At 58.9% G+C, this 14,143-nt stretch carries 8 protein-coding genes, 2 tRNA genes and 2 rRNA genes; 2 read left to right on the top strand and 10 right to left on the bottom strand.

Annotation, left to right across the window (positions count from 1 at the left end):
- Positions 1–62 precede the first annotated feature (62 nt).
- A complete protein-coding gene (glgA, locus tag AC3RLQ_RS11425) occupies positions 63–1,265 on the bottom strand; it encodes a glycogen synthase (RefSeq protein ID WP_493037147.1) in 1,203 nt (400 codons plus the stop codon).
- 58 nt (positions 1,266–1,323) lie between these two features.
- Positions 1,324–2,430 (bottom strand): hypothetical protein, encoded by a 1,107-nt coding sequence (locus AC3RLQ_RS11430; RefSeq protein WP_493037149.1) that lies wholly within the window; start codon positions 2,428–2,430, stop codon positions 1,324–1,326.
- Positions 2,431–2,514: 84 nt separating this feature from the next.
- On the opposite strand from AC3RLQ_RS11430, the gene AC3RLQ_RS11435 reads away from it, so the two are divergent.
- Positions 2,515–4,323 carry an exosortase/archaeosortase family protein gene (locus AC3RLQ_RS11435; RefSeq protein WP_493037151.1) on the top strand — a complete coding sequence of 603 codons (1,809 nt, stop codon included), beginning with the start codon at positions 2,515–2,517 and terminating at the stop codon, positions 4,321–4,323.
- A 19-nt stretch (positions 4,324–4,342) separates the two neighbouring features.
- Here the strand turns inward: AC3RLQ_RS11435 and AC3RLQ_RS11440 are convergent, their stop codons facing one another.
- The 4 genes from AC3RLQ_RS11440 to AC3RLQ_RS11455 form a co-directional block, all read right to left on the bottom strand.
- Positions 4,343–4,822, bottom strand: coding sequence for a hypothetical protein (locus AC3RLQ_RS11440; RefSeq protein WP_422319012.1), 480 nt, complete (start codon positions 4,820–4,822; stop codon positions 4,343–4,345).
- A 5-nt stretch (positions 4,823–4,827) separates the two neighbouring features.
- Positions 4,828–5,253, bottom strand: coding sequence for a DUF6941 family protein (locus AC3RLQ_RS11445; protein WP_493037153.1), 426 nt, complete (start codon positions 5,251–5,253; stop codon positions 4,828–4,830).
- 19 nt (positions 5,254–5,272) lie between these two features.
- A complete protein-coding gene (locus AC3RLQ_RS11450) occupies positions 5,273–7,354 on the bottom strand; it encodes a penicillin-binding transpeptidase domain-containing protein (RefSeq protein WP_493037155.1) in 2,082 nt (693 codons plus the stop codon).
- Positions 7,355–7,507: 153 nt separating this feature from the next.
- Complete coding sequence (locus AC3RLQ_RS11455; RefSeq protein WP_493037157.1) at positions 7,508–9,115, bottom strand: family 10 glycosylhydrolase; 1,608 nt, start codon at positions 9,113–9,115, stop codon at positions 7,508–7,510.
- 111 nt (positions 9,116–9,226) lie between these two features.
- On the opposite strand from AC3RLQ_RS11455, the gene AC3RLQ_RS11460 reads away from it, so the two are divergent.
- Positions 9,227–10,399, top strand: a complete 1,173-nt coding sequence (locus AC3RLQ_RS11460) for a XylR family transcriptional regulator (protein WP_493037159.1) — start codon at positions 9,227–9,229, stop codon at positions 10,397–10,399.
- Positions 10,400–10,541: 142 nt separating this feature from the next.
- Here AC3RLQ_RS11460 and rrf read toward each other — a convergent pair.
- The 4 genes from rrf to AC3RLQ_RS11480 form a co-directional block, all read right to left on the bottom strand.
- Positions 10,542–10,657: ribosomal RNA gene (rrf, locus tag AC3RLQ_RS11465) — 5S ribosomal RNA — on the bottom strand.
- 142 nt (positions 10,658–10,799) lie between these two features.
- Positions 10,800–13,643: ribosomal RNA gene (locus AC3RLQ_RS11470) — 23S ribosomal RNA — on the bottom strand.
- A gap of 182 nt (positions 13,644–13,825) precedes the next feature.
- A tRNA-Ile gene (locus AC3RLQ_RS11475) sits at positions 13,826–13,902 on the bottom strand.
- Between the two features lie 12 nt (positions 13,903–13,914).
- A tRNA-Ala gene (locus AC3RLQ_RS11480) sits at positions 13,915–13,990 on the bottom strand.
- Positions 13,991–14,143 lie beyond the last annotated feature (153 nt).

Here is a 14,143-nt window from a genome sequence, read left to right on the forward strand (position 1 = left end):
GGTGGCATCTCCTCCTTTTTTGCTCAATTTTACCCCTTGGGAGCAGATGACTCACCAACGCCCTACACCGCCAGAGTTTTGTACAACGCCAGCGTTTTCCGCGCGATGCTCTTCCAGCTAAAGTGGTCTTCGGCACGCTGACGGCCGGCCTGGGCCATGCGGTTGCGCAGGGTGGGGTCAGCCATGAGTTTGTTGATGCCTGCCGCGAGGTCGCGGGCAAATTTCTCGGGGTGCAGAGCTTCGAAGGGGCTTTCGGTCTGCTGTTCCAAAGGAACGAGGATGCCGGTCTCGCCATCGACGACGACTTCCTTGATGCCACCCACGGCACTGGCGACGACGGCGGTCTCGCAGGCCATGGCTTCGAGATTGATGATGCCGAAGGGCTCATAGATGGACGGGCAGCAGAAGACATCGGCATGGGAGTACATGACGATCTTCTCCTGCAAGGGCAGCATGGCCTGCACCCAGATGACGCCGGGACGCACCTTGCTGGCGGCGGCGACGGCGGCTTCCATCTCCTCTTTGATTTCGATGGTGTCGGGCGCGCCTGCGCAGAGGACGACCTGGAAGCCGGGATCGAGATGCTGGATGGCGCGGACGAGGTGGACGATGCCCTTCTGCCGGGCGATGCGACCGACGAAGAGAACGTAGGGCTTGTCGGGATCCACGCCGTGCTTGCGCAGCACGTCGGGGGCTTCCGTGCGGCGGTATTCCGCGAGGTCGATGCCGTTGTAGATGACGTGGACTTTGTGGGGATCGACGTCGAAGTGCTGGAGGATGTCGGCCTTGGTGCCTTCGGAGACGGCGATGATGGCATCCGCCATTTTCAGGGCGGTGCTTTCCAGCCAGACGGTGAAGTCGTAGCCGTGACCGAGCTGCTCGCGCTTCCAGGGGCGCAGAGGCTCCAGCGAGTGGACGGTGAGGACCATGGGGACGCCGTAGTTGAGCTTGGCGAGGATGCCGCCGAAGTGCGCATACCAGGTGTGCAGGTGCACGAGGCTGGCGTCGATGCCATGCGTGTTGAAGTCGAGGCAGCGCTGCAGGGCGCCGAAGACGGACTTCAAATTCAAGGGGCTGTCCCAGCCGGTGGTGTCGAGGCCGAAGCCCTCCACATGAAGATTGCCCTCATGACTGGCCTGATCGCCAAAGCAGCGGACGTCGATCTCCATGAGCTTGGCGAGCTCGCGCGTGAGGTATTCAACGTGGACGCCGGCGCCGCCGTAGATGTGAGGGGGAAATTCGTTGGTGAGGAAGAGTGCTTTCATGGGTGCGGGCGGTATGGCGCCTGGTGGCGGGCGAGGGGTGGAAAAGGGGTTCTCAGGGTCACTTGCCCTGCGATTGGAACCACGCCTCGATAGCGGGGATGTCGAAGAGGCGGAAACGTTTTTTGACGCGCTGCTCCAGGGCTAGCTGCGCGTGCTTGGCCACATCGAGGGAGGGGTCTTCCTTGATGGACTTGATGAGCTGGGCGTTGGTTTCGGGCAGCGGACTGCCGAGGAGGAGGAAGCAGACGCGCACGCGCACCTCCCAGGAGAGCTTGTAGTCAGCCAGCAGCTTGAGCAGGGCGGCGGGGGGGACATCGGCCTCATCGCGAATGCTGCTGTCTTTGAAGAGTTCGGCCACAGGGAGACGGTAGCCAGGGTCTTCACGCTGAAGGAGCTGAATGGCCCGGATGGCACGCAGGTACTCGGCCTGCGCGGCGTCATGCAGATGGGGGAGCTGCGGATCCCGCATGTAGTCGACGAGTACCTCAACGGGGCGGCGCATGCCGGTGGCGATGGCTTCGTCAGCGTACTGCGTGAGGCGGTTGCGCTCCTTGAGCAGAATGAACTCCTCCTGGGTGGGCGTGACCTGGGGTTTCATATCAGCCATGCGCGGGGTGCCGGGCTGATTGGTCACGGGGGACTCAGGTGCAGGCGCGAGTTCCGGAATTTTCAGCGTGGCGGAGATGCTTTCGAGGGATTCCCGGGTCTTCTGCTGCATGAGCAGCTGCTCGCGGCGCATGACGTCCACCTGCTTCTCAAGTGCAGCGATGTGCTCGGCAGACTTGGCGAGCTCTTCCCGGAGCTTGGCATCTGATTGCGCAGGTGCTGGAGTGGGCACCGAAGCGGGTGCCGGAACCGGAGCCGGGGCGGCGGCAGCGGAAAGCCGGGGTTCGATCTTCTCGAAGTAGAACCATCTGCCTGCAAACAGGAGCAGCAGGCCGATGATGAGTGAGGTGCTGAGTGAGATGACCAGATGGCGGTAGGCCAGGTGGGAAGCAACGACATTCGGTGCATTTCCCTCCTTGGGAAGGCCCGAAGTGGATTTTGCCTTGGCCGCAGCGTCTGCCGTTGTGGGGCTGCAGCGCGCAAAGAGCAGGGCAGCCTGCTCTTCCGCGTCTTCGGCGTCAGTGGCAGGGGATGAGGTGGGGGGAAGCGGATCGGACATGGAGAATGATGCGTCAGTGACGTTACGCGATGAAGGTTGCCAGAATCAACAAACAAGGCCAGCCTTTGTCCGTCAATCCACGTCATGGCAACAGATTCCACCCGGACGCCCAGTGTGTCCACCTTCACTCCTTCGACCACGCCCCTTCTTGAGCAGCCGGAAACGCTGCGGCGGGCGGTGCTGTGGGGGCTTCCTGCGGTGCTGGTGCTGCTGTTTCTAATCTGGCCGTACCAGCAGTGGGACTATGACAGTCGTGAGAGCATCCTGATCGGCTGGGGCCGCTGGGTGAGCAAGCGTGCGGACTGGCAGTTCTGCCTGCTGGTGCCGCTGCTGGTGGGCTGGCTGGTGTGGCTGCGGCGCGAGGAGCTGGGCCGCCTGCCCTTGAAGGGCACCTGGCTGGGGCTGCTTTCCCTCGGCTTGGGAATGTTCTTTTACTGGATCGGCTACAAGGCCAACACAGGCTACCCGGGCTTTCTGGCGGTGCAGTTTGTGCTTTCAGGCTTCATTCTGCTGGTGGCTGGGACGGCGTGGATGCGCACGCTTTCCTTTGCGTGGCTGTTTCTGCTTTTCACCTGGCCGATGCAGCCGCTGGAGGATTCCCTGGCCTCTCCGCTGCGCCCGCAGACGGCGGCGATGGCTGCAGCGGTGCTGAACGCGGTGGGAGTGCCGGCGATCAATGAGGGCTCCGCGCTGCAGTCCGCTCCGGATGCTGAAAGCGGAAAGCAGATCGGGGATGTCTTCAGCCTGGATGTGGATGCCAAGTGCAGCGGGATCAATTCGCTCTTTGCGCTGATGATGATCTCGGCGCTGCTGGGCTACCTGGCGCTGAGGCGGCCGCGCTCGCGATTGCTGCTGTTTGTGTGCGCCGTGCCGCTGGCGGTGGCGGGCAATGTGGTGCGGCTGCTGCTGCTGGTGGCCGGGACGAAGCTGTTTGGAACTGATTTTGCGGTGGGCAGGCACATGGGGGACCACCAGGAAATGTCGCCCTACCACACGTTTGCGGGTTTTGCGGTCTTTGGCATCGCCTTGGCGGGCATGTTTGCGCTGTGCTGGCTGCTGGAAGGACGTGAGATGAAGGCCAATTTCAAGCGTCATGGCAAACCGCTGGCTGCGGGTGAGGTCTGCGCGATTCCTCAGCCGCGCCGCACGCTGGCCCACCTTCTGGCGGCCATCGGGCTGCCGCTGCTGGTGCTGGGGATCTGCATATGCACGGACATCAGCTTTCATGTGGCGGCACCGGGGGTGAAGCTGAGGCCGGATGACTCGCGGCTGCCCTACCTCCCGCTGTCTCTGGGGGACTACCAGGGTCGTGAGTTTGACATGACGGCCGATGAAAAAAACCTGCTGGATGAAGGGGTGAGGCTGGCGCGCAATGTGTATGCGTCCGCTGCAGGCAGGCAGATCATGGCCACGGTGATCCTGAGCGGATTTGAAAAGCGCAGCCTGCACCGCCCGGAGGTGTGTCTGCCGAACCAGGGCTGGACCGTGACTGACCGCACCCAAATCCCGCTGCAAATGAAGGATGGCCGTGAAATCTCCATCATGATGATGCGCATCTTCCGCGATGCGGAGCCCCAGCCGGGGGTGAAGGTCCGCACGCGGGCCATCAATTTCTACTGGTACATCGGCTCCGACGGCACCTCCTGCGCCGACCACTACGAGCACGTCTTCCTCTCCTACTACGACGCGGTGTTCCGCAACATCCAGCACCGCTGGTCGATGGCCTCCATCTATGTGCCGCTACCGGAGCAGCGAGTGGGACAGGAGGACCCGATGCAGGAACTCAATGCGGTGGAGGATGCACGCGCATTTCTTTCGCAACTGGCCCCCACTTTCATGCTGACGAAAGAAGAGTGGCTCGAGAATGCCCAGGCACCTGCTGCAGCCCATTGAGAGCAGGTCATCCCCTGCCCTACCGGCTCAAATCTTCCTGAGTCAGCACCTTGAAGCCGGAGGCGGTGAGCACTTCAGCCCCCACTTCAGGGGAGTCGAGGTGGAGCACAAAGACGGGATGCTGGGCAGGACGCACAAACAGCGCGTAGGTGAAGTCGATGTTGATCTCGGCGGAGAGCAGCGCGGAGAGCGCATGAGGCAGGGAATGGTCCGTCTCACGCAGTTCAACAACCGTGACGGGAAAGACCACATGCGGGATGCCTTTTTCAATGAAGAGCATCTCCGTGGTTTCAGGATCGCTGGGGATGAGGCGCACGAGGGCGAGCTCGGTGGTGTCCTGCAAGGAGAGGCCCAGCACTTCGATGCGGTGCTCTGTGAGCAGCTTGACCAGGGACATGAGCGCTCCGACACGATTGTGCAGGAACACGGACAACTGCCGTACGGGAGTGCCTGCCGGAGTGCTGGTTTCGGATTGTGTCTTGGGTTTGGAGGTGATCATGGGGGCTAGCCTGCTGGGCCGGTGGCGGAGCGGCGCTCATCGAACAAGGTCACGCGCAGCGGGATGCTTGCCAGGGTTTCGTCCTGATGCTGGACCAGCCAGCGGTAGAGGCCCTGACGCTCAAACTTCAAGCGCTGCAGCGTGTAGACGATGTTGCGTGAGACGAAGGGGATGAAGGACGAGGGGAAGGTCACGTCCAGCTGCGCAGGCATGGGCGGCAGGCATTCCTTGCCGTCTGGGTCGACGCAGCGAATCACGAATTCATGCATGCCGGCGTCCTCCGCCTGAAAAACCGCCCGCACGGCGATGGAGCACTGCGGATGCACCACGGGAAAGGTCTGGGCGCAGAGCGTGTCAAACGCGCCCTGGATGCAGAGCTTGCCCTGGTAGTCGGCGGCAAAGTCACAGACGATGGCGAGCTGGATGTTCATGCGTGTATTGGGGCGGCGGCTAGCGGCCAAAGAGTCTTTTGAAAAAGCCGCCGATGCCTTTTTTAGGGGGTGGCGGTGGCGGTGGCTGGACCGGCTTGGCATTCTGCACCTCCGAAGATCTTTCTCCGCCTCCTCCTCCGGAATTCTCCTCCACCAAACTGGCCTTCGGAACTTCCTTCATGGCCAGCAGCATGGGGTCGTCCGCCGGAGCTTTTTCAAAGATGTTGGTGAAAACTTCGTTCACGATGGGTGCGGCCTTTTTACCACCGCTGATGTCTTCACCAGGTTCACCTTCATAAACGACAGCGAAGGCAAACATGGGCTTGCCCGCTGGCAGAAAGCCGGTGAACCAGGCGAGGTTTTGATCTTTGTTGATGCGCCACTGGGCGGTGCCGGTCTTGCCCGCGATCTCAGCCTGCTTGATGGCCGCTGCGTGCCCGGTGCCACCGCCACCATTGACGACGGCCACCATGCCGCTGATCACCGTCTGCCTCTGTTCGGGATTGAGGTCGATGCGCCTGCGGTCCTTGGGTTCGTAGGCCATCACCACACGGTCGCCCAAGTCCTGAACCTGCAGCACCAGACGCGGCTGGGGGATGCGTGCTCCGTCCCCGAGACCGGCCATGCACTGGCAGACCTGGAGCGGCGTGGCCAGCACCATGCCCTGACCGATGGCAACGTTGGCCAGATCTCCCGGCAGCATCTTGTGACCGCGATGCTGGAGGAGGTAGCTGTTGGTGGGCACGAAGCCTTCTCCTTCGGCTTTGAGAGGAATGCCGGTGCGCTCGCCAAAACCAAGGCGCAGGGCCATGTTGGTGATGTAATCAGCGCCCGACTCAAGCGCGGCACGGTAGAACCAGGTGTTGCAGGAGCGCTTGATGGCGGTGACCACGTTCATGGAGCCCTCGCCTTCCTTGTTCCAGTTCTTGAAAACGCGGTCGCCGATCTCCAGAGCATTGGGGCAGTCAAACTGCGTTTTGGCGTCCACCTTGCCGCTGTCCAGCGCGCCCAGTGCGGTGACGATCTTGAAGGTGGAGGCCGGGGGATATTCGCCGCGGAAAGAGCGCGGGTAGAGCGGCAGATGCGGATCTTTCGTCAGTTCATCGTAGCGCTTCTGGCGGATGCCGGGCACGAATTCATTGAGGTCAAAGCCGGGATTGGAGGCCATGGCGAGGATGTCGCCATTGGTGACGTCCATGATGACCATGGCACCGCCCGTGGTGTGTTTTTTGAGGGCGTTTTCGGCGTATTTTTGGAAGTTATAATCAATGGAGAGCACCACGTTGTGGCCCGGACTTGGCGCACGCCGCACATCCTCGGAGAGGCGCTTGCCATCTGGACTGAAGAGGACGTTCACAATGCCCGACTGGCCTTTGAGATCCGTGTCGAAGGCGGTTTCGATGCCTTCACGGCCTTCCATTTCTTCAAACACGGGATCGCCATCGACGATGGGACCGGTGGGCAGAGGACGGGTCTTGCCTGTGTAGCCGATGATGTGGCAGGCGGTGGCCCCCTGGGGGTAATGCCGCAGATAGGCCGACTGGATGACGAGACTGCTGCCAAGAAGGGGCTTGAGTTTCGCCTCCATGTCCGGGGTGATCTCCACATTCAGACCTTCTTCCACGGAAAAGACCAGCGGCAACCAACGGCGGTGCTTGTAGTGAAGCAGCACGCGTTCGTCGGAGAGGGACCAAGTCTTGCCAAGCGCCGCATTCACCTTGTCGATGGTCGTGCGGGCAAAGCTGGTGATCTCAGCATCCGTGGCGCGATCCATGTAGGGCATGACGAGCGCCAGGTAGTTGGCGGCGCGGTTTTGCGCAAAGGGGATGCCGTGACGGTCCACGATCTGCCCTCGGGGTGCCGGCACGCTCAGGGTCATGGCCCGTGCCTCTTTCTGCGTGGCCCATGAGGCACTCAGATCCTGCTTTTCCGGCACGGCAGGCTTCACCTTTTTCGACTCGTCTTCGACTGACACGACCGGCTGTGCCTTCAGCACCACTTGGGCCCGAACCTGCGAACCGAGCACGGCCAGCATCCCAAAACCCACCGCCAGAAACCGGCTGAGCAGGGACGACGAGGTCAGATCATACGAAAAAAGCATGGGAATAAAAGACAAGCGCCGGAAGTGCTTACGAGTGGCCGGGCCTGAAGGGAACATGCGGCTACGCACCCACGGCGTCAAGCCGGAGGTCAGGGGTGGGATATTTCGCAGGAGGTGGCTTTTTCGTCACCAGCCAGAGCAGATTCACCCTTGTTACTTCCCCAGTCCGTTCACCAGCACATCCACACGCCTCACCTTCAGCGGTGCGAGCACATGAGGATTGCGGGCGGTGCATTTGATGACAAGTGCGTTGCCGCCTTTGCGCATGAGCTTGGTGACATCGAGGTCGAGCCAGCAGTCGTTGTAGTTGAGGCGCTTCTTGGCGGAGGCCAGGTCGAGGACGGTGCCATTGAGGCGGAGGTCGATATGATCGAGGGTGGTGAGTTGTTCGATCATGAGGCGCAGAGTGGCCTGAGCGCCGGAAGCGGTGGGGGCGTCGGCGATTTCGACGTTGAGTTCGACGTTGTCCCCAGCCTGCGCGAGAGTCAGCGGCAGCGGACCGCCACGCTCCTGCGGGCCGACGATGTAATGCTTGTCCTTGTGGGCGAGCACGGCGGGATCGCCGATTTCCTTCCATGACTGGCGGTCAAACTGGGCGTCACGGTAATGCTTCAGCCAGTGCTGATTCCATAGGTACATGCCGTCTGCGCCGGCCTGCCAGTGCAGTGCGGCCACGGCGCGGAACTGCGCGGTGCTGTAGTAGTCGCGCTCGCCGAAGAGCACGCTGGCGGAGCGGCCGCGGTCTTCTTTGAAGGCGCAGAGATTTTGCGCGAGGATCTTGCAGCCGGTGCCTTTCGCCAGTTCTTTGTACTTCTCAACAGGAAGGCGGTAATTCCAGCCGAAGGGATCGCCAACGATGATGATGTCGACCAGCTTGTCCTTGATCCACGAGGCGACGTCCATGCCTTCGTCATGCATTTTATCCAGCTCGGGCTGCACGCGCATGGAGAGGAGAAGCTTGCGGCCAAGCACTTTGCCCCGTGCATCCAGCGCAGTGCGGACGGTGCGCACCATGTCGGTGATGAGCGCGATGTTCTTCTCGCCCTCGCCATTCTTGAAGAGCTTTGGCTGCCTGCAAAAGTCGAGATCGAAGCCGTCGAGATCGTAGTTTTCGATGGCTTCCGTGATGAGCGCCAGGGTGTAAGCGCGCACTTCGGGAACGGCGAAGTTGTACTCAAACTTGGCGAAGCCATCGCCTTGGATCAGCCACTCGGGATGATCACGGCGCATGGGGACGAGGTTGGTGTCCTTGCTGCCATCCTTCAGGCGCGAATCATGACCGTCATTGATGCGGAAGGAAACGAAGACATCCAGCCCGGCCTTGTGCCCGTGCTCGATGACGACGGCCACGGGATCAGTCCCCTGCTCCATCATCTGGTGAGCATTTTCATAAATGCGCCATTCAGAGGCGGTCTTGAATTTGTCGCGGTCTGAGCCCCACAGGGTGCCCACTTTCGTGCGGTGCAGATACCAGTCGCTCAGGCGATGCGTGTCCGTGCCCATCCAGGGGTCCACGCCGATCTGCCAGTACAAGGTGTCCACCATGGTGTCACGCAGAGGGTCAATGGCTTCGCGCGCGAGGCCTTCAATGCCGATGGGAGCCTCCATGTCCGGTGCGCCGAGGGAGCCGCCGTCATTGCACAGCACGAGGCGGCGCTTTTCTTTGGCCGGCGGGGACTTGTCTGCACCGCCGGCTGACATGTGGGTGAAATGACATGTCAGCAGGACGAGAAAGAATTGAGGGAAAAGTGGAAGGCGCATGGCTGGCGTGGATGGTTACACTACATACAAACACAGGGCGGGCCTGCGCTTCCAGACGACTTTGCACAATTTTTCTGTGATTTTGCGTCAGCCTGCCGCAAGCTCTCTGCCATGGCCACGAAACGAACGAAGGGCCGCAAGCCGCAGCTTCCAGCGGTGGCGCTGCTGATCGAAACCTCCAATGCCTACTCCCGTGAACTGCTGCAGGGCATCCGTGACTACCTGCGCACGCATGGCGAATGGGCCGTGCATCTCACGGAGCTGGGCCGCAGCGGTGAAGCACCGTGGTTTGCCAACTGGCAGGGCGATGGCGTGATCGCCCGTATCGAGAATGAAGTGATTGAAAAAGCCGTGCGAGCCAAGGGCGTACCGGTGGTGAATGTGAGTGGTGCAGAGCTGGCGCCGGAGTTTCCTGCGGTGATCGCGGATGGCGCGGCCCTGGGAAGGCTGGCTGCGGAGCATCTGCTGCAGCGCGGCTTCCGCCAGTTTGGCTTTTGTGGAGACTGCCGTTTCGCCTGGGCTCGCGACTACTCGCGGCATTTCGTAGCGGCACTTCAACGTGCGGGGCATGGGTGCGATGTGTTTGATTCCCAGCCCGGTGACGCGCTGAACTGGAATCGCGAGCGCCGCAAGCTGGCACGCTGGATCTCGGCGCTGCCCAAACCCGTGGGCATCATGACGAGCTATGACATCCGTGGCCAGCATGTGCTGGATGTCTGCCGGGAGCTCAGCGTGCAGGTGCCGGATGAAGTGGCTGTGATTGGCCAGCACAATGACGAACTTCTGTGCGCGTTCTGCCAGCCGCCGCTGTCCAGCGTGATGCCCAATGCCAGGCAGGCAGGTTTTGAAGCGGCCCGATTGCTGGACCGCATGATGCGCGGCCAGCGAGTGAGCACGAAGCCGCTGAAGATTGCGCCGCTGGGAGTGATCGCCCGTCAATCCACGGACGCAATCGCCGTGCCGGACCCACAACTGGCTGCGGCGGTGCGGTACATCCGAGAACATGCATGCGAAGGAATCGGTGTGCAGGAGGTATTGCAGGCGGTGCCGATGTCGCGGACGGCGTTTGAGCGGAAGTTTCGCCGTCATTTCGGATGCTCGCCGTATGAAGAGATCCTGAAGGTGCGGCTGCAGCATGCGCGTCAGCTGCTGAGCACGACGCGGCTTTCGATGGCGGAAGTTGCCGAGCGCGCCGGTTTTTCATCGGGCGAGTATTTGTGCGTGGCCTTCAAGAGCCAGGCGTGGCCGAGTCCGAAGACGTTCCGTGCGCCGGCGCCTGGCTGAACGGTGAGGACCTACGGGTTTGTTGTCTGTGGTGCTGGGGCTGCGCCCGTGGTTTGCGGCCTGTGGTCGCAGTGCTTGGTTTGGTCTCGGAACGCGGGCACAAAAAATCCCGCATCTCTTACGAGATGCGGGATGATGTTTAATCTGGCAACGTCCTACTTTCGCATAGCCTTTCGCCATACTATCATCGGCGCAACAGCGTTTCACTTCCGTGTTCGGAATGGGAACGGGTGGTACCACTGTGCCATGGTCACCAGACTGCGGCCCATGTGCGCTGCGGATGAGGCAGGCAATGAACCGAGTGTCTGGAGACACTTCAGGGAGTGTTCTCTGACAACTGCATATAGGGAGTATCAAATTCTTCTTGAGCCTTTGAACCAGGCTTCAGTTTAAAATGGAACAATGTAAGACAAACGGATGATTAGTACCACTAAGCTGAACGCATTACTGCGCTTGCACCCGTGGCCTATCAACGTGGTAGTCTTCCACGATCCTTCAGGGAAAGCTAATCTTGGGATGGGCTTGGCACTTAGATGCTTTCAGCGCTTATCCCTTCCGCACATAGCTGCCCAGCGATGCTCTTGACAGAACAACTGGAACACCAGAGGTGCGTCAATTCCGGTCCTCTCGTACTAGGAATTGAACCCCTCAACTTTCCTGCGCCCACAGAGGATAGAGGACCGAACTGTCTCGCGACGTTCTGAACCCAGCTCGCGTGCCGCTTTAACCGGCGAACAGCCGGACCCTTGGGACCTTCTCCAGCCCCAGGATGCGACGAGCCGACATCGAGGTGCCAAACTTCATCGTCGATATGAACTCTTGGATGAAATCAGCCTGTTATCCCTAGCGTACCTTTTGTCCGTTAAGCGATGGCAATTCCACATTAAACCACCGGATCACTTTGGCCTGCTTTCGCATCTGTTCGACTTGTAGGTCTCACAGTTAGGCTGGCTTATGCCAATGCACTCAACACGTGATTACCAACCACGCTGAGCCAACCTTCGCGCTCCTCCGTTACTCTTTGGGAGGATACCGCCCCAGTAAAACTGACCGGCTGACATGGTCCCACATCCAGATTCATGGACTGCGGTTAGATCGTTCAATACCCAAGGGTGGTGTTTCATTGACGACTCTGCGTAACCCGAAAGTTACGCTTCAAAGTCTTCCACTTACGCTAAGCATGGAAACCAAACGACCAGTGACAGCTTACAGTTAAGGTGCATAGGGTCTTTCCGTCCTTCTGCGGGTAAGCAGCATCTTCACTGCTAATACAATTTCACTGAGCCCCTCGTTGAGACAGCGGACAACTCGTTACACGATTCGTGCAGGTCGGAACTTACCCGACAAGGAATTTCGCTACCTTAGGACCGTTATAGTTACGGCCGACATTCACGGGGACTTGGGTTCAGAGCTTCGCCTTGCGGCTAACCCCTTGCCTTAATCTTTCCGCATTGGTCACGTGTCACATCGTATACTTGGACTTTCGTCTTGGCACAATGCTGTGTTTTTGATAAACAGTCGGTTGTCCCCTTTCACTGCGACCCTCCTAAGAGGGCATCCCTTCTTCCGAAGTTACGGGACTAGATTGCAGAGTTCCTTAACGAGGTTTCACTCTTTCGCCTTGGTATATTCTACCCACCCACCTGTGTCGGTTTGCGGTACGGGCGGCCATGGAAAGGGCCAAAACGCTTTTCTCGGTGGTCGGATCAAAAGACCGGATTTGGGTTGCCCCGCCTCCTTCTGCCACTTTCAGCCGGCATGCTTTCTCAATTTCCACGAACGTCCTGGTTTAACCATAGCCGGTTTGGGAATATTAACCCAATGTGCATCGCCGACGCCATACGGCCTTGACTTAGCTCCCGACTAACCCTGGGACGAATATCGTTGCCCAGGAAACCTTGGGTTTACGGCGGGGCGGGATTTCACCGCCCTTAACGTTACTTATGTCTGCATCCTCACTTCTGTGAACTCCACGGTCAGTCGCCTTCACGCTTCGACGCTCACAGAACGCTCCCCTACCACTGTATCAACCGTAGCTGATACAATCCAGAGCTTCGGTATGCCGCTTAATCGCCAATCATTTTCGGCGCGAGATCTCTCGATGAGTCAGCTATTACGCACTGTTTAAATGGTGGCTGCTTCTAAGCCAACATCCTCACTGTCAATGAAATCTCACCTCCTTTCCACTTAGCGGCATTTGGGCACCTTAGCTGCAGGGCTGGGCTGTTTCCCTTTCGACAATGAAGCTTATCCCCCACTGTCTTACTGCCATGCTACATTCGAGGGTATTCGGAGTTTGATTGAGTTTGGTAGACGGGTATGTCCCCTAGCTCATTCAGTGCTCTACCCCCCTCGATCAGCGCATGACGCTGCACCTAAATACATTTCGGGGAGAACCAGCTATTACGGGGCTTGATTAGCCTTTCACTCCTACCCACAGCTCATCCGAGAACGTCTCAAGGTTCACCAGTTCGGTCCTCCACGTCGTATTACCAACGCTTCAACCTGGCCATGGGTAGATCGCCTCCGCTTCGGGTTCAGCCCGTGCGACTTGTCGCCCTGTTCGGACTCGCTTTCGCTCCGCCTCCGTCCCAGAAGGACTTAGGCTTGCCACACAGACTGACTCGCAGACTCATTTTGCAAAAGGCACGCCATCACCGGACAAGCCGGCTCTGACACCTTGTAGGTATGTGGTTTCAGGTACTATTTCACTCCGCTCACGGCGGTTCTTTTCACCTTTCCCTCGCGGTACTTGTTCACTGTCGGTCACTAGCGAGTATTTAGCCTTATGCCGTGGTCGGCACATATTCATACGAAATGCCACGTGGATCGTATTACTCTGGGAATCCCTAGGCGTTGTTAAGTTTTCGGTTACGGGCCTCTCACCCTCTTTGGAGCGATTTTCCATTCGCTTCACCTAACTCTTCAACTACCACATCGGGCCCCGAACCCCGGAAGTAAACTTCCGGTTTAGGCTGTTCCGCTTTCGTTCGCCACTACTGACGGAATCGCATTCGCTTTCTTTTCCTCGCCTTACTGAGATGTTTCACTTCGGGCGGTATTGCGTCGACGCTCCTATGTATTCAGAGCGTCACGTAACGAGATGAATCGTTACAGGTTATCCCATTCGGAGATCTCCGGGTCAAAGCCAGTTTGCGGCTGTCCGGAGCTTATCGCAGCTTACCACGTCCTTCATCGCCTGCTAGTGCCAAGGCATTCACTACATACCCTATAAATCTTACATTGTTAAAATCCATTTCGAATAGCGCGGCTTTCACCGCGCCGAAATGTTTTCGCCTGATTCTTAATTTTACTTATCTTTACAAACCTCACGGTTCTCAAGATGGCTCAATTGAATTTGTTTTCTACCCTATATACAGTTGTCAAAGAACATGATTCCCAAAAAAACAGATTGTGCACAATGAATGGTGGGCAGGACTGGACTCGAACCAGTGACCCCCGCCTTATCAAGGCGGTGCTCTAACCAACTGAGCTACATGCCCGCTGATCATTGATGGTGGAGGTTAGGAGACTCGAACTCCTGACATCAAGCTTGCAAAGCTAGCGCTCTACCAACTGAGCTAAACCCCCGCTCAAGGCACAGAAAACAGAAAAACTAAATTGTGCGCTGCGACTACTTGCTCGCAGTATTAAGGTTTGTGAGGACTTTCATCATTCACACACTTTGCCATTGCTGGCAGTCAGTGTCGACCTTGTCCGTTATCAGGCGTGAGCCATCGGACA

Source organism: Prosthecobacter sp. GW821-HT29F12, assembly GCF_058803405.1.

Excerpts from the sequence above, each read along its gene's own strand:
- AC3RLQ_RS11450 (WP_493037155.1), bottom strand. The coding sequence starts at position 7,354 with ATGCTTTTTTCGTATGATCTGACCTCGTCGTCCCTGCTCAGCCGGTTT.
- AC3RLQ_RS11445 (WP_493037153.1), bottom strand. The coding sequence starts at position 5,253 with ATGAACATCCAGCTCGCCATCGTCTGTGACTTTGCCGCCGACTACCAG.
- AC3RLQ_RS11440 (WP_422319012.1), bottom strand. The coding sequence starts at position 4,822 with ATGATCACCTCCAAACCCAAGACACAATCCGAAACCAGCACTCCGGCA.
- AC3RLQ_RS11455 (WP_493037157.1), bottom strand. The coding sequence starts at position 9,115 with ATGCGCCTTCCACTTTTCCCTCAATTCTTTCTCGTCCTGCTGACATGT.
- AC3RLQ_RS11460 (WP_493037159.1), top strand. The coding sequence starts at position 9,227 with ATGGCCACGAAACGAACGAAGGGCCGCAAGCCGCAGCTTCCAGCGGTG.
- glgA (WP_493037147.1), bottom strand. The coding sequence starts at position 1,265 with ATGAAAGCACTCTTCCTCACCAACGAATTTCCCCCTCACATCTACGGC.
- AC3RLQ_RS11435 (WP_493037151.1), top strand. The coding sequence starts at position 2,515 with ATGGCAACAGATTCCACCCGGACGCCCAGTGTGTCCACCTTCACTCCT.
- AC3RLQ_RS11430 (WP_493037149.1), bottom strand. The coding sequence starts at position 2,430 with ATGTCCGATCCGCTTCCCCCCACCTCATCCCCTGCCACTGACGCCGAA.